Source organism: Desulfovibrio sp. (genome assembly GCF_014803725.1).
Taxonomy (GTDB): domain Bacteria; phylum Desulfobacterota; class Desulfovibrionia; order Desulfovibrionales; family Desulfovibrionaceae; genus Desulfovibrio.
In genome coordinates this window covers 26,800-41,060 of record NZ_JAAVBE010000030.1, presented here as the reverse complement: position 1 = coordinate 41,060, position 14,261 = coordinate 26,800, and the positions used below count along the sequence as shown (strand labels likewise).

At 62.8% G+C, this 14,261-nt stretch carries 15 protein-coding genes; 7 read left to right on the top strand and 8 right to left on the bottom strand.

Annotated elements, in window-relative coordinates; all coding sequences use genetic code 11:
• The 3 genes from HDR50_RS11190 to HDR50_RS11180 form a co-directional block, all read right to left on the bottom strand.
• A partial coding sequence (locus HDR50_RS11190; RefSeq protein WP_291358254.1) for a relaxase/mobilization nuclease domain-containing protein occupies positions 1–512 on the bottom strand: 512 nt, incomplete at its 3' end.
• Positions 481–804 carry a hypothetical protein gene (locus HDR50_RS11185; RefSeq protein ID WP_291358253.1) on the bottom strand — a complete coding sequence of 108 codons (324 nt, stop codon included), beginning with the start codon at positions 802–804 and terminating at the stop codon, positions 481–483. The genes HDR50_RS11190 and HDR50_RS11185, both read right to left, overlap by 32 nt.
• Complete coding sequence (locus HDR50_RS11180; protein ID WP_291358252.1) at positions 801–1,106, bottom strand: hypothetical protein; 306 nt, start codon at positions 1,104–1,106, stop codon at positions 801–803. The genes HDR50_RS11185 and HDR50_RS11180 overlap by 4 nt, the downstream gene beginning before the upstream one ends.
• Before the next feature lie 1,091 nt (positions 1,107–2,197).
• On the opposite strand from HDR50_RS11180, the gene HDR50_RS11175 reads away from it, so the two are divergent.
• The 7 genes from HDR50_RS11175 (at position 2,198) to HDR50_RS11145 (ending at position 9,806) form a co-directional block, all read left to right on the top strand.
• Positions 2,198–3,043 (top strand): fumarate hydratase, encoded by an 846-nt coding sequence (locus HDR50_RS11175; RefSeq protein ID WP_291358250.1) that lies wholly within the window; start codon positions 2,198–2,200, stop codon positions 3,041–3,043.
• 10 nt (positions 3,044–3,053) lie between these two features.
• Positions 3,054–3,611, top strand: a complete 558-nt coding sequence (locus HDR50_RS11170; protein WP_291358249.1) for a Fe-S-containing hydro-lyase — start codon at positions 3,054–3,056, stop codon at positions 3,609–3,611.
• Positions 3,612–3,620: 9 nt separating this feature from the next.
• A complete protein-coding gene (locus HDR50_RS11165) occupies positions 3,621–4,271 on the top strand; it encodes a succinate dehydrogenase/fumarate reductase transmembrane subunit (protein ID WP_291358248.1) in 651 nt (216 codons plus the stop codon).
• A 10-nt stretch (positions 4,272–4,281) separates the two neighbouring features.
• On the top strand, positions 4,282–6,156 hold the full coding sequence (locus tag HDR50_RS11160) for a fumarate reductase flavoprotein subunit (protein WP_291358246.1): 1,875 nt from the start codon (positions 4,282–4,284) through the stop codon (positions 6,154–6,156).
• A 2-nt stretch (positions 6,157–6,158) separates the two neighbouring features.
• Positions 6,159–6,938: a fumarate reductase iron-sulfur subunit gene (locus HDR50_RS11155; RefSeq protein ID WP_291358244.1), complete on the top strand. Its 780-nt coding sequence runs from the start codon at positions 6,159–6,161 to the stop codon at positions 6,936–6,938.
• 82 nt (positions 6,939–7,020) lie between these two features.
• Complete coding sequence (locus HDR50_RS11150) at positions 7,021–8,442, top strand: permease (protein ID WP_291358243.1); 1,422 nt, start codon at positions 7,021–7,023, stop codon at positions 8,440–8,442.
• A 50-nt stretch (positions 8,443–8,492) separates the two neighbouring features.
• A complete protein-coding gene (locus tag HDR50_RS11145; RefSeq protein WP_291358242.1) occupies positions 8,493–9,806 on the top strand; it encodes a malic enzyme-like NAD(P)-binding protein in 1,314 nt (437 codons plus the stop codon).
• Between the two features lie 91 nt (positions 9,807–9,897).
• On the opposite strand, the gene HDR50_RS11140 is transcribed toward HDR50_RS11145, so the two are convergent.
• From HDR50_RS11140 to HDR50_RS11120, 5 genes are all read right to left on the bottom strand, one after another.
• The gene (locus HDR50_RS11140) at positions 9,898–11,175 is read right to left on the bottom strand and encodes a TRAP transporter large permease (protein ID WP_291358241.1); all 1,278 of its coding nucleotides are present in this window, start codon (positions 11,173–11,175) and stop codon (positions 9,898–9,900) included.
• Positions 11,176–11,187: 12 nt separating this feature from the next.
• A complete protein-coding gene (locus HDR50_RS11135; protein WP_291358240.1) occupies positions 11,188–11,682 on the bottom strand; it encodes a TRAP transporter small permease in 495 nt (164 codons plus the stop codon).
• Between the two features lie 246 nt (positions 11,683–11,928).
• The gene (locus HDR50_RS11130; RefSeq protein ID WP_291358239.1) at positions 11,929–12,900 is read right to left on the bottom strand and encodes a DctP family TRAP transporter solute-binding subunit; all 972 of its coding nucleotides are present in this window, start codon (positions 12,898–12,900) and stop codon (positions 11,929–11,931) included.
• A gap of 129 nt (positions 12,901–13,029) precedes the next feature.
• On the bottom strand, positions 13,030–13,686 hold the full coding sequence (locus tag HDR50_RS11125; RefSeq protein WP_291358238.1) for a hypothetical protein: 657 nt from the start codon (positions 13,684–13,686) through the stop codon (positions 13,030–13,032).
• Between the two features lie 81 nt (positions 13,687–13,767).
• Complete coding sequence (locus tag HDR50_RS11120) at positions 13,768–14,250, bottom strand: pyridoxamine 5'-phosphate oxidase family protein (protein ID WP_291358237.1); 483 nt, start codon at positions 14,248–14,250, stop codon at positions 13,768–13,770.
• Positions 14,251–14,261 lie beyond the last annotated feature (11 nt).

The window sequence follows — 14,261 nt, the reverse complement described above, 5'->3', positions numbered from 1 at the left end:
TTCTGCGGCTGCCATCCCTGCTTTTTCTCGATCAGCGCCACAATCTTGTGGGCTGCTTCGATGTCAAAGCCCTTGTGAGGCTGGATGACTTGCAAGGTGTCTGGATGAACTCGGTTGACAAGGATATGGGCATGGACATTCTGAGTGTTGGTATGGACAGCCACGAGCGTCTGATGCCCCTCCAAGCCCATGCCCTGGAGAAACATTTGCACGGCCTCCGTGACCTGTGCCTCGGTGGGGATCTCGTCCTCGTTCCAGCTCAACATCCAGTGGGCCACAGGCATCCGGCTTTTGATGGATTCCTCAGCCAGAGAAATCATTTCCGCCTTTTGGCCTTTCCGAGTGGCGGCGATAAAATTGAGCGCGCCTGACCAGACGCACTTATCCTTGCCGTCTTCGTCTTTCTCGGCCAACACATAATCGAACAGACCACCAACCATGGTCCGTTTTGTCCGCGAAAGATTGGTGCGCTTGAATTTTTTAAGGATTATTTTCTTTCCCCAGGAGATCAATGGCCGCTTGGATTTTCTTTAAGGTCTCGCGTATCTCGTGCCATGCTTTTGGCTGATTCGCCTCGCTTGCCAGTACGAAATTATGCTTGAGCAAGCCGCCGAGCCTTCTCAGTTCCCGGATGACAAGATCATCGGTTCTTGCGATGATGGGGCGTCCTCCAAAAAATTTTCTCCGCATGTATTCGGCAACCGAGATGCGCGCAATCGCAGCCTGAGTTTTCAGCTTTTCGTCCTCGGCCTGGGTGATTCTTACCGTGCGTCGGCATGGGTATTTGGTGACTCTCTTCTTCATTTCTTTTCCCTCATGCGTGCGAGAAGCGAAGCGCCGAGCGCGCCCTCAGGGAGTCCAGAGGGCGCAGCCCTTTGGCAGGTTGAAGTGGCTGGCGGCAGCCAGCTACCAACCTGTAAATTCTTACTGCCCCCAAAAAACGAAGTTTCCCGATCAGCATAAAACGACTCCTCCTCCAGAATTTTGCGCGAGCATACCCAAGCAAACCAAGGCATGACCAGCGAAAAAAACAAAAACATGGCATTGTGTTTTGTTGGACGATGGCCGAAGAGGTACACCGTGCCTTTGGCAAGATTAAGAGCCATCGTTTCCTTGCAAGGGACAGGATGATGGCATCGGGAAAAACGTGAGAGCGGTCTTAAGAAGCTATCAACCAGGTGAGATTAAACCTGACGGTCGGAGAGCTGAAATTACTTGCCCGGCATTGGTGAAGTGGGGGAACCGAGATGAAAAACGGGGGGAAGATAATTTTTGAAGCGGTGTGGTTCAGCCTAGCGCGGATGTTATCGTTCCGCCATTTGCATTTCGTGGAGTGTTCGTGGCCGAAGCCCCCGCCTGAGACGTTCCCGCCCATCGCCCGCGTGGATTCCATGCCGGAGGTACGGCCACGAATGTCAAGGCGCCCGCAAGCGACCCGAAGGGCTTGGCCTTGACAGAGTGGGAGCTTCCGGCATAGTGCGGGCAGTGATGGGCGGAAAGACGGATATCCGTCTTTTGGCCCAGCGCCCCGAAGCTCCACATGGATTATTTTGGGATAAGCGCATGATTTTTGAGCAACTGGACAACCTTATGAGGCTGCGCGAAATATTGAGGAAAATAGACCATATCAATAGAAGATAGATGTAGGCCGCCGGGACTTTATTCATTATCAGGATATCCTAGCCGCCATAGGCTTCCTGTGACGCTCATCATTATGTATTCAAAATAATAAATAGCGCAGAACCTTATTTTATCACCATGATTTCGGCAATAGACTTGAACTACAGTAATACTTGCGATTTGTTGGTACGGGCGCTGGTATCAAAATTTAAAAATATTTTTTATGCTTGTAAAAACAGCCATATATGCTTAAAATCGTATCTCGCCCCCACCAAGTAAAAAATCACGGGGTCAGGCCAGAGGGCAAGGCCCCTTTCTTTTTTACGGTGCTGACCGATCAACGGGCAATATGGAAAAAATCTTGCCTTGTGAAATAAAGCGCATTAGGATGGGCGCACGTTCGGACAGATGGGGCGCCGGCGAGGTCTCCAAACAGCCTTTGCCCCGTTGCGTGCCCTAAAAGTGTTTGGCCTCGTTTAGCGTGCCTCAAAAACTGTTTGATTGACCACTCAATATTGCCTGCGTGGTCGGACTCATATTTCTTTAGAAGTCGGGAGAAAACCTTTCGGGAGGACATATGCGGGAAATACCGGCTGAAGCGATAACTGCGGCGGTGGCGAAGCTGGCTGTGGAGGCCTGCTGCGACCTGCCCAACGAGATGAAGGCTGCGCTTGAAAAGGCCAAGGCCTGCGAGCCCTCGCCAGTGGGGCGCGACATCCTCGACCAGTTGCTCGAAAATGCGGACATCGCAAAGCGCGAGCAAGTGCCCATCTGCCAGGACACGGGCCTCGCCGTGGTGTTCGCCGACATCGGCCAGGATGTGCACATCACCGGCGGCGACTTTGTGGAGGCCGTCAACAAGGGCATCCACGAGGGCTATGTGGGCGGCTTTTTGCGCAAGTCCAGCGTGGAGGAACCGCTCTTCGAGCGCAGGAACACCAAGGACAACACACCGGCCGTCATCCATGCCCGCATCGTGCCCGGCGACAAGATCCGCCTGCGGCTCGCCCCCAAGGGCGCGGGCTCGGAAAACAAGAGCGTCCTGAAAATGCTCGTGCCCGCGGACGGCATCGAGGGCGTGCGCAAGGTCATCCTTGACGCGGTGAAGGCCGCGGGCCCCAACTCCTGTCCGCCCATGGTGGTGGGCGTGGGCATCGGCGGCAACATGGAGCTCGCCTGCCTCTGCGCCAAGCGCGCGGCCGCGCGCGACATCGGCACGCGCAACCATGACCCTCGCTATGCCGCCTTTGAGGACGAGTTGCTCACCCTCATCAACAAGACCGGCATCGGCCCGCAGGGACTCGGCGGCGAAACCACGGCCGTGGCCGTGCATGTGGAGTGGGCGCCCACGCACATCGCATCGCTGCCGGTGGCCGTGAACATCAACTGCCATGCCGCGCGGCATGCCGAAGCGGTGCTTTAGGAGGCGACTCATGGCCGAAGCGAGAAGGATCACCGCACCTTTTGACGATGCCACGGCGCGCAGCCTCAGGGCCGGCGAAAAGGTGCTCATCACCGGCACCATCCTCGCCGCGCGCGACGCGGCGCACAAGCGCATGGTCGAATGCCTCGACAGGGGCGAGAAGCTGCCCGTCGACCTCACCGGGCAGGTCGTTTACTACGTGGGCCCCTCCCCGGCCAAGCCGGGCAAGGCCGTGGGCTCGGCCGGGCCCACCACCGCCGGGCGCATGGACGCCTATGCCCCGCGCCTCATGGACGAGGGGCTGAAGGGCATGATCGGCAAGGGCTACCGCAAGCCGGAAGTGGTGGAATCCATGAAGAAGAACGGCGTGCCCTATCTGGCGGCCGTGGGGGGGGCCGGCGCGCTCATCGCCGAGCGCATCAAAAAATATACCGTGCTCGCCTGGCCCGACCTCGGCCCCGAGGCCCTGGCCGCCATGGAAGTGGAAGATTTTCCGGCCATCGTGGTCATAGACAGCGAGGGCTGCGACTATTATGAAGCCGGGCAAAAGCCGTACCGCAAATTGTGAGGAGAAGCCATGACTCCACGATCCCCGCAAGAGGCCCCATCCCGCCTGGATTTCTGGCAGGCCCTCTCCGGCGCCGTGCTCGCGCTGTTTATCTGCGTGCACCTCGTGCTCGAGGGCAGCGTCGTCCTGAGCCCGAAAATCACGGACTGGATCGGCTGGTTCATGGAAGAGATCTATCTCGCCCAGGTGGCCGCGCCGCTCATCCTGCTCATCATCGTGCTCCATTTCTGGATCGCGGCCCGCAAGATGCCCTTCCGCGCCGGCGAGCTGCGCGTCTATTTCCAGCACAGCCGGGAGCTGGGCGACGCGGACACGAGCCTCTGGCTCGTGCAGGTGGTCACGGCCACCATCATCCTCGTGGGCGCCTTCTTCCATGTCTATTCGGTGATGATCGACATGCCGCTCGAGGTGGACAAGAGCGCCATCCGCCTGCATGAGGGCTGGGTGGTCTTCTATGTCTTCTTCCTGCCGGCGTGTATCCTCCACACCGGCATCGGCGTCTACCGCATCGGCGTGAAATACGGCCTTATTTCCCGGGCGCGGCGCGAATTCTGGCGCAAGCTCATCTGGATCGTCATGGGCTGTTACCTCGTGCTGGGCACCTGCTCCATCACCCGCGTGTGGTTCATCGGCGACGCCCTTATCCAGGCAGTGCAATAGGAGGGGAACAATGCAGATCCATTATTGTGATGTCCTCTCGGTGGGCGCAGGTCTGGCCGGGGAACGCGTGGCAGTGGAGGCGGCCCAGGCCGGATACAACGTCATCTGCCTGAGCATCGTCCCGCCCAGGCGCTCGCACAGCTCGGCCGCGCAGGGCGGCATGCAGGCGGCGCTCGGCAATTCCATCATGGGCGACGGCGACTCGCCGGAGATCCATTTCAACGACACGGTCAAGGGCTCGGACTGGGGCTGCGACCAGGAGGTGGCGCGCATCTTCGCCGAGCAGGCGCCCATCGCCATGCGCGAAATGGCCTTCATGGGCGTGCCGTGGAACCGCGTCGTCCCCGGCGAGCACACCTATTACAAGGGCGGCAAGCCCTTCCAGGCCACGGAAAAGAAGGAAAACGAGGGCCTCATCCACTCCCGCGCCTTCGGCGGCACGGCCAAGTGGCGCACCTGCTACACCTCGGACGGCACCGGCCACGCCGTGCTCTTCACGCTCGACAACCGCATGCTCCAACTGGGCGTGCAGGTGCATGACCGCATGCAGGCCGAGGCCCTGATCCACGACGGCGAGCGCTGCATGGGCGTCATCGCGCGCAACCTGCGCACCGGCGAGCTTGAGGCCTATATCGCCAACGCCACGCTCATCGCCACCGGCGGCTTCGGGCGCCTCTACCGCGCCACCACCAATGCCGTCATCTGCGACGGCGGCGGCCAGATCATCGCGCAGGACACGGGCGTCGTGCCGCTCGGCAACATGGAGGCCGTGCAGTTCCACCCCACGGGCACCGTGCCCACCGACATCCTCGTCACCGAGGGCTGCCGCGGCGACGGCGGCACCCTGCTCGATGTCAACGAATACCGCTTCATGCCGGACTATGAGCCGGAAAAGGCGGAGCTCGCCTCGCGCGACGTGGTCTCGCGCCGCATGACCGAGCACATGCGCAAGGGCTTCGGCGTGAAAAGCCCTTATGGCGACCACCTCTGGCTGGACATCCGCCATCTGGGCGAAAAGCACATCACCACCAACCTGCGCGAAGTGTACGACATCTGCCGCCACTTCCTCGGCGTGAACCCCATCCACCAGCTTATCCCGGTGCGGCCCACCCAGCACTACAGCATGGGCGGCGTGCGCGTGAACAAGGACGGCCACGCCTACGGGCTCAAGGGCCTGTTCGCCGCGGGCGAGGCGGCCTGCTGGGACATGCACGGCTTCAACCGTCTGGGCGGCAATTCGCTCGCCGAGACCGTTGTCGCCGGCCGCGTGGTGGGCAAGAAGGTGGTGGAGTTCCTTGAGGGCGACAGCATGGTCTTCAAGGCGGACGCCATGCAGGACGCGCTCCGGGGCGTTGAGCAGCGCATAGAGAACCTGAAAAAGGGCACCGGCGACGACTGCTACACCCTGCGCAACGAGATGCAGGACGCCATGATGGAATATGTGGGCATCTTCCGCAACGGCAAGGATTTGCAGAAAGGCGTGGACACGCTCCAGGAAATCCTCGAGCGCACGAAGAACATGCGCCTTGCGGGCAAGGGCCAGCGCGGGCAGGACGCCGAGATGGCCATGGCCCTGCGCGTGCCCGGCATGGTGCGCCTTGCGCTGACCATCGCCTACGGCGCGCTGAAGCGTACGGAAAGCCGCGGCGCCCACGCCCGCGAGGACTATCCCGAGCGCAACGACCGCGACTGGCTCAAGCGCACCCTGGCCACCTGGAAGCCGGGCGACACCCTGCCCACCCTCAGCTATGAGGAGGCCACGCCCTTCTTCATCCTGCCCCCCGGCGACCGCGGCTATGGCGGCGGCAAGATCATCGACGGGCCGGACATCCCCGCGGAGAAGCTGGTGCCCTTCGCCGAGAAAAAAGAAGCCCAGGGAGCATAGTCATGGGACGCACGCTGACCTTTGAAATCTTCCGCTACAACCCGGCGGACCCGGACTCAAAGCCGCATATGCAGACCTACACGCTGGAGGAGACCCCCAGCATGACCCTGTTCATCGCGCTCAACAAGATCCGCGAGGAGCAGGACCCCACCCTCCAGTTCGACTTCTGCTGCCGGGCCGGCATCTGCGGCTCGTGCGGCATGGTCATCAACGGGCGCCCCGGTCTCGCCTGCCACACGCAGACGGCCGACCTGCCCGACAGGATCACCCTGCACCCGCTGCCGGTGTTCAAGCTCCTGGGCGACCTCTCGGTGGACACCGGGACGTGGTTCCGGGGCGTGGGCAAGAAGATCGAGTCCTGGATACACACCAAAAAGCAGTTCGACGAAAACGCGCCCGAAGAGCGCATGGACAACGAGCTCGCCAACCAGATCTTCGAGCTCGACCGCTGCGTGGAGTGCGGCTGCTGCGTGGCGGCCTGCGGCACGGCGCGCATGCGTGACGACTTTATCGGCGCCACGTCCATCAACCGCCTTGCGCGCTTCTATATCGACCCGCGTGACGAGCGCAAGTCCTCGGATTACTATGAGCTCATCGGCGACGACAGCGGCGTTTTCGGCTGCATGGGCCTGCTCGCCTGCGACAATGTGTGCCCCAAGCAGATACCCCTGCAGGACCAGCTCGGCGTCATGCGCCGCATGGTGACGCTGGAATCGGTCAAGGCCATCATCCCGGACTTCATCCGCAACAAGCTCGTGGGTTGCCCGGACAAGAACGACTAGCCCTTTCCCCCAGGCTTCGGCGCTCGGGGCGTTTTGCCCGGGCGCCGGGGCCGACTCTCCAACATTTGCGGAGTCCGCCGCGATGGACTTACTGACCAAGCTCTTTATCACGCACGGCGCCGTGCAGACCACACTCGTCCTGAGCATCACCATCGCCCTCGGCATCCTGCTCGGGCGCATCCGCGTCTTCGGCGTCAGCTTCGGCATCGGCGGCATCCTGTTCAGCGGCATCATCCTGGGGCACATGGGCCTTTCGCTCGACCCGAAGGTCTTGTCCTTCACGCGCGAATTCGGCCTCATCCTCTTTGTCTACGCCATCGGCATGGCCGTGGGGCCCACCTTTGTGGAGTCGCTGCGCGACCAGGGCCTCAAGCTCTGCGGCGCGGCCGTCTATGTGGTGCTGGCCGGGGCGCTTCTGGCCGCGGCCTGCTTTGCCGCGTTCGGCCTTTCCGTGCCGCAGACCGCGGGCATATTCAGCGGCGCCGTGACCAATACCCCTGCCCTGGGCTCGGCCAATGAGGCCTGGAGCATGGTAGGCGGCGCGCCGGACGTGGTGGCCGAGGGCCTCAAGGTCATCGGCATGGCCTATGCCGTGGCCTATCCCTTCGGCATTTTCGGCATCATCCTCACCATGATGCTGCTCAAGGGGCTGTTCAAAATCAATGTGGGCGAGGAGCTGGCACGGCTCAGGGCGGCGAAGCCCGAGCACCACGAACAGCTCGACCTTGCGGACACGGAGACCCTGCTCGTCACGAGCGGCGCCGTCTCCGGGCGCGAGCTCGCGGCTATCGCGCCCGCCGACGCGGACATCAGGGTGCTCATCCGCGGCAGGAACGAATATGCCTGGAACGGCAAGTGGCGGCTCAGGCTGGACGACAAGATCGTCGTCCGCAAGGGCCCGGGGGCCGACGCCCTGGCGAAGCTCGTGGGCAATGAACCGGCCCATCTCGAGCACCCCAACATGCTCGCCATCTTCATCGGCATCTTCGCGGGCGTGTTCATCGGCAGCATCCCGGTCTTCGTGCCGGGGCTGCCCACGGGGCTGCGCCTAGGCGTGGCCGGCGGCACGCTGGTGCTCGCCATCATCCTCGCCCGGGTGCAGCGCTTCGCCGGGCTCACCTGGTATATGCGCCCGGGCGCCAACAACCTCATGCGCGAGATCGGCATCCTGCTCTTCATGGCCTGCGTGGGCCTCTATGCGGGCACGGGCTTTGTTGATACCGTGGTCAACGGCCCGGGCTTGCGCTGGATGGGCATCGGCGCCATCATCACCTTTGTGCCGCTGTTCACCGCCGCCCTCTTCTGCCGCGCGGTGTGGAAGATCAACTTCCCCACCATTTGCGGCATGCTGGCGGGCAGCATGACCGACCCGCCAGCGCTGGCCTTTGCCATGCAGTATTATGGCGGCGACGTGGCGGCAACGGGCTACTCGACGGTCTATCCTGTCACCATGATATTGCGCATCCTCATGGGGCAGCTGCTCGTACTCCTGCTCATTTCATAGCCCTCAACGGCCGGGCACAACGCCGGCCAGGAAGCAAAAGGAGTTTCGCCATGGCCTTGTACACCAAACAGGAAGCACTGGACTACCATCACTATCCGCGTCCGGGCAAAGTGGAGGTTCTCCCCACCAAGCCCTGCAACACCCAGAAAGATCTCTCCATGGCCTATTCGCCGGGCGTGGCCGAAGCCTGTATGGCCATCCATGCGGACGAGGCGCAGGTTGCGGACTACACGGGCCGCGCCAACCTCGTGGCCGTGGTCTCCAACGGGACGGCCGTGCTCGGCCTCGGCAACATCGGGCCCAAGGCCGCCAAGCCGGTCATGGAGGGCAAGGGCGTGCTCTTCAAGATGTTCGCCGATGTGGATGTCTACGACATCGAGCTCAACGAGAAAGACCCGGACAAGATCTGCGAGATCGTCAAGGCGCTGGAACCCACCTTCGGCGGCATCAACCTCGAGGACATCAAGGCCCCGGAATGCTTCTACATCGAGGACAAGCTCAAGAAGGAGATGAACATCCCCGTCTTCCATGATGACCAGCACGGCACGGCGGTCATCACAGGCGCGGCTTTCCTCAATGCCTGCGAGATCGCGGGCCGCAAGCCCGGCGACTGCAAGGTGGTGGTCTCCGGCGCGGGCGCTGCCGGCATCGCCTGCTGCAACTTCTATGTGGCGCTCGGTGTGGACCCGAAGAATGTCTACATGTTCGACTCCAAGGGCCTGATCTGGAAGGGCCGCACCGACCTCAACGAATACAAGGCCCGCTACGCGCAGGACAAGAACTGCACCCTCGCCGAGGCCATGAACGGCGCGGACCTCTTCCTCGGGCTCTCGGTCAAGGGCCTGGTCACCAAGGACATGACCAAGAGCATGGCGAAAGACCCGGTCATCTTCGCCTGCGCCAATCCCGAGCCGGAAATCACCTATGAGGACGCCAAGGCGGCGCGCCCCGACTGCATCATGGGCACGGGCCGCACGGACTATCCCAACCAGATCAACAATGTCTCCGGCTTCCCCTTCCTCTTCCGCGGCACCCTGGACGTGGGCGCCACGGAGATCAACGAGGAAATGAAGATCGCCGCGGCCAAGGCGCTCGCCGCGCTGGCGCACGAGCCCGTCCCGGCGGAAGTGGAAAAGGCCTATGGCGGGCAGAAGTTCTCCTTCGGCATCGACTATGTGATCCCCAAGCCCTTTGACCCGCGCATCATCGAGTGGGTGACGCCCGCGGTGGCCAAGGCCGCCATGGATTCGGGCATCGCCGCCCGGCCCATCGCCGACCTCGCGGCCTACAAGCTCGGCCTTTCCGAGCGCGTGAAAAAGGCCCGCGAGCGCGCGGCGGCGCTTTATGAAAGCTATGTGAAGTAGAAGGGAAAGGGTCGCAAGCCCCTCCCGCGCACAACAGAAAAGCCCCTCTCGCAGGAGAGGGGCTTTTGTTATGCGTTCGCGCGGCGCGCCGTCACTTCATCATGCTCGGCACGCAGGTGATGATGCTCGGGAACCAGGTGAAGATGACGAGCGAAATAAGCAGGGTGGCGAGATAGGGCAGCACCTTCACCGTCACCTTGTCGATGGAAATGCCCGCGATGGACGACACCACGAAGAGGTCGAGGCCCACGGGCGGCGTGATGCAACCGATGGCGAGGTTGATGACCATGAGCACGCCGAAGAACACCGGGTCGATACCGAGGCCCAGCGCCACCGGCAGCAGGATGGGCGTGAGGATGACGATGGCCGCCGAGGCGTTGATGAGCGTGCCGATGAAGAGCAAAAGCACGTTCACCAGCATGAGGAACACCAGCGGGCTGCTCGCCACGTCGGCAAAGCCCTGGGCCAGCATGTGCGGCACCTGGGCGTTGGTGAGGATCCAGCCGAACAGGTTGGCCGCGCCCACCACGAACATGATCATGGTGGTGTTGTAGGCCGCGCTGAGCAGGGTGCGCCAGAGGTCCTTGAGGTGGAGCTCACGATAGATGAAGAAGCCCACGAAGGCGCCGTACACGGCGGCCACGGCCGCGGCCTCGGTGGCCGTGAAGATGCCGCTGTAGATGCCGCCCAGGATGATGACCGGCATCATCAGCGCCCAGAAGCATTCCCTGGTGGTGCGCAAAAGCCGCATGACCGAGAACTGGCCCTCGCCGCGATAGCCGTTCCTCTTGGAGATGACCCAGCTCGTGAGGCACATGACCACGCCCATGATGATGCCGGGCAAAAAGCCGGCCATGAAGAGCTCGGCCACGCTGGTGTTGGCGATGGAACCGTACACGACCATGGTGATGGACGGCGGGATGACGATGCCCACGGTGCCGCCGCTGGCCACCACCGCCGCGGCGAAGCTGCGGGGATAGCCGCGCCGCTCCATCTCGTCGATCATGGAGGCGCCGATGGCCGCCGTCGTGGCCGCGGACGAGCCGGAAAGCGCCGCGAAGAACATGCCGGCCACGGCCACAACGAGGGCGAGGCCGCCGGCAAGCGCGCCCACGAGCGCCATGGAGAAGTCCACGATGCGGCGCGTCACGCCGCCCTCGCTCATGAAGGCGCCGGCCAGCATGAAGAACGGCACCGCCATGAAGGAGAAGGAGTCGATGGACGTGAACATCCGCTGCACGACGACCACAAGGGGCATATCCTGCACGGCCCAGAGCACGATGGCCGAGGAGAGGCCCAGGCCCACGCCGATGGAGGCGCCGGTGGACAGGATGATGAGGAAGGAGACGAGAATTACCCAGAGCGTCATGGTGGCCTCCTGCTACATGTCCCCGGCGGGTGTCTTGATCACGTTGATAAGGTTGATGACCACATAGAGCAGCATCACGGCGCAGCCGAAGGGAATGACGCAATAGACCCACGACATGGGGATCATCATGGCCGGCGAGGTCTGGTAGCTCGTGCGCAGCACCATCTGCACGCCGCAGACCACCATGATGAGCAGGAAGATGATGGTGAAGATGTCCGCAAGGATGTTCAGGAATTTCAGGGTCGCGCCGTGGACGTGGCTTGTCAGCGTCTCGATGGCCATGTGGCCGCCGCTTTTCGCCACCAGCGGCAGCGCGAGGAAGACCACCCACACGAAGAGATAGCGGGCCAGCTCCTCGCCGAAATAGGGCGTGTAGTTGAAGACATAGCGGGTGATGACCTGGCCGAACACAATGAGCAGCATGAGGCCGTTCCCGACGATGACCAAAAATTTCAATACCTTGTCCAGCCCGTCAAAGAGGGTCTGCCACAGACTTTTTTGCTGCATAGAAGCCATCCTTTGGAGATCCGTGCTCTTGGAGATCCTTGCCCTGGACAAGGGGAAAACCGGGCGAATAAAACGCCCATCCGGGGCTGCCGAGAGTTTCGGCAGCCCCGGAGATCCTGAGGGAGGGCGCGGCGCGCCCAAGCGCCGCGGGACGATGCGCGCGGGTGCGCCCTGCCGCGCGGGGACTCAGCCCCGGTGCTCACGCGGCAACAGCGGGGCGCGCAGAAACGCCCCAGCCTCGCGCGCCTACTTCACGGCCTGGATGGCCTTGATGTTGGCGTCGCCAAAACGCTTCACATACTTGTCCCACGCGGGCTTGGTGGCCTTGGCGAAGGCTTCCTTGTTCACGTCGTCGTTGACCTCGGTGGTGCCGGCGTCCTTGATCTGCTGGAGGAACTTGCCCTCGAGGTCGCGGCAGAGCTGGCGCTCCCAGTCACGGGTGTCGATGGCGGCCTGCTTGACGATGGCCTGCTGCTCCGGCGTCAGCTTCTTCCATGCGCGGGTGGAGATAAGCAGCGGCTCCGAGGCGTAGGTGTGGCCGGTGAGCGAGAGATACTTCTGCACTTCGTTGAACTTCTTGGTGGCGATGTGGCCGAGCGGGTTCTCCTGGCCGTCGATGACGCCCTTCTGGAGCGACGTGTAAAGCTCGCTCATGGCCATAGGCGTGGGGCTCGCGCCGAGGGAATTCATCATGTCGATGTAGACCGGCTGCTCCATGACGCGCACCTTGAGGCCCTTCATGTCTTCGGGCTCCTTGATGGGGCGCTTGTTATTGGTCATGTGGCGCACGCCGTTTTCCCAGATGGCGAGGGTGATCATGCCGCGGTCCTCGCCCTTCTTGGCGAGCTCCATGCCCACGGTGTCCAGCGCCTTGTAGGCGTGGTCCACATCGCGAAAGATGAAGGGCAGGTCGAACACGGCCACTTCGGGCACAAAGTTGCCCATGACGGCGGTGCCCGTGAGGGTCATGTCCACGGTGCCGAGGTCGAGGCCCTCAACGAGGTCGCGCTGGTTGCCGAGCTGGCTGGAGGGGAAGACCTGGATGTCGATCTCGCCGTTGCTGCGTTCCTTCACCAGCTTGGCGAAGTGGTCGGCGCCCTGGCCGTAGACGTTCTCGGGCTCGGCGATGTGGCCGAGTTTAAGGGTGACGGGAGCGGCCATCGCCAGGGAGGCGGTCAGCGCGAGCGCGCAGACCGTGCTGAAAAGCGTGCGGAGCATAGGGCACCTCATGGTTGTGCCAGGCGGCGGCGCCGCTCTGACGGGTTTTGGCAATAGTAGTGCATGCGGGCGGCATCTGGCAAGCGCCCAATGGCGCGCCCTGCGCCACGACGGCGCCTCACCCCCGGCTCATGCCGGGCGTTGCCCGGGCCCAGCCGCTGGTTCCGTGACGCACAATTCCGGCGGGGCCGGCGTCACATCCCCGGGGAGCAGCGGCATCTTCCCGCCCGGGCCCCCGCGGTGCCTTCCGGGCAGGAAGGAAAGCGGCCGGTAGATGGAAATAAGGCACATGGAGAGGATGATGCAGGTCTGGAGGATGCTCGCCCACACGGAATCCGGCAGGATGAGGCCGCGCATGAAGCGCAGAAGATCCGCGAGTATCGAGTTCCCGAGCCACGCGATGAGGCTGTCGCCCGCGGAGCTCCAGAAAAAGAGCCCCCAGAAGAGCGCACTCGCGGAGATGAGCCACTTGTAGATGATCCACGCAAACCTGAAAAAGCCAAGCGACGTAAAGAAGGAGTAGAACAGGCCCGTGAGGATGCAGCCAAAGAGGCCCGGCATCACCACCCACGTGTCGATGAACCACGAGCAGCGGGCCACCATTTCCGGGGGCACGCCGCCGGCGCTCGTCCGCAGGATGTGGAGCGCCTGCATGGCAAAGGCGCCGCCGCCCCAGGCGATGGCCGAGAGCAGGTGCACGGCCTTCATGTTCTTGATGAGGTCATGATCCCGGAAGCGGTAGCACTTGCCGCGCTGCCCGAAAGATTTGACGTGTTCGTCCAGCATTGCAGGCCATGCCTTGTGGATGGCGCGCCGCGCGGCGCGCGTGGACGGAGAAACGAGGCGCTGAAAACGACGCCCGGCCCCTCAGGCGCGGGCCCCCTCCTCCGCCGGCTTGCACTCCTTGCCCGTGAGAGATTCGATGTCGATGCGCAGGATGGTCACACGCCGGGCCGTGGCTTCCGGCGTGGGCCTGGGGCACCGCGCGGCGTAGCGGGCGCCGATGCAGTCGAGCGCGTGGCACTTTTCCGCCATGTCTTCCACCACCTGCGCGCGGCCCGTGCCGCAGACCGACTTGTAATACGTGGTGGCCTTGTCGACATCGATATGGATGTCCACCGCGCAACTGAAGGCCACGCGCGGGTCGCTGCGCACGCAGTCGAGCTTGAGCCCCTCGTGCGCGCAGTGGATGTAGAGCCGCGCCCAGTCGCGTGAGTGGTCGTAGGCGAAGTTCACGGGCAGGCAATACGGGGCGTCGCCGTTTTTCAGCGCCAGAAAGAGCACTTCCGACGCGGCGAACACGGCGTCAAAAAAAGCGGCGTCGGTTCTTTCCCTGTCTTTGCGGCGCATAGGCGCCCTCC

What these genes read in the sequence shown, in the direction of transcription:
- HDR50_RS11185 (WP_291358253.1), bottom strand. Translation starts at nt 804, where the DNA reads ATGAAGAAGAGAGTCACCAAATACCCATGCCGACGCACGGTAAGAATC.
- HDR50_RS11180 (WP_291358252.1), bottom strand. Translation starts at nt 1,106, where the DNA reads ATGGCTCTTAATCTTGCCAAAGGCACGGTGTACCTCTTCGGCCATCGT.
- HDR50_RS11175 (WP_291358250.1), top strand. Translation starts at nt 2,198, where the DNA reads ATGCGGGAAATACCGGCTGAAGCGATAACTGCGGCGGTGGCGAAGCTG.
- HDR50_RS11170 (WP_291358249.1), top strand. Translation starts at nt 3,054, where the DNA reads ATGGCCGAAGCGAGAAGGATCACCGCACCTTTTGACGATGCCACGGCG.
- HDR50_RS11165 (WP_291358248.1), top strand. Translation starts at nt 3,621, where the DNA reads ATGACTCCACGATCCCCGCAAGAGGCCCCATCCCGCCTGGATTTCTGG.
- HDR50_RS11160 (WP_291358246.1), top strand. Translation starts at nt 4,282, where the DNA reads ATGCAGATCCATTATTGTGATGTCCTCTCGGTGGGCGCAGGTCTGGCC.
- HDR50_RS11155 (WP_291358244.1), top strand. Translation starts at nt 6,159, where the DNA reads ATGGGACGCACGCTGACCTTTGAAATCTTCCGCTACAACCCGGCGGAC.
- HDR50_RS11150 (WP_291358243.1), top strand. Translation starts at nt 7,021, where the DNA reads ATGGACTTACTGACCAAGCTCTTTATCACGCACGGCGCCGTGCAGACC.
- HDR50_RS11145 (WP_291358242.1), top strand. Translation starts at nt 8,493, where the DNA reads ATGGCCTTGTACACCAAACAGGAAGCACTGGACTACCATCACTATCCG.
- HDR50_RS11140 (WP_291358241.1), bottom strand. Translation starts at nt 11,175, where the DNA reads ATGACGCTCTGGGTAATTCTCGTCTCCTTCCTCATCATCCTGTCCACC.
- HDR50_RS11135 (WP_291358240.1), bottom strand. Translation starts at nt 11,682, where the DNA reads ATGCAGCAAAAAAGTCTGTGGCAGACCCTCTTTGACGGGCTGGACAAG.
- HDR50_RS11130 (WP_291358239.1), bottom strand. Translation starts at nt 12,900, where the DNA reads ATGCTCCGCACGCTTTTCAGCACGGTCTGCGCGCTCGCGCTGACCGCC.
- HDR50_RS11125 (WP_291358238.1), bottom strand. Translation starts at nt 13,686, where the DNA reads ATGCTGGACGAACACGTCAAATCTTTCGGGCAGCGCGGCAAGTGCTAC.
- HDR50_RS11120 (WP_291358237.1), bottom strand. Translation starts at nt 14,250, where the DNA reads ATGCGCCGCAAAGACAGGGAAAGAACCGACGCCGCTTTTTTTGACGCC.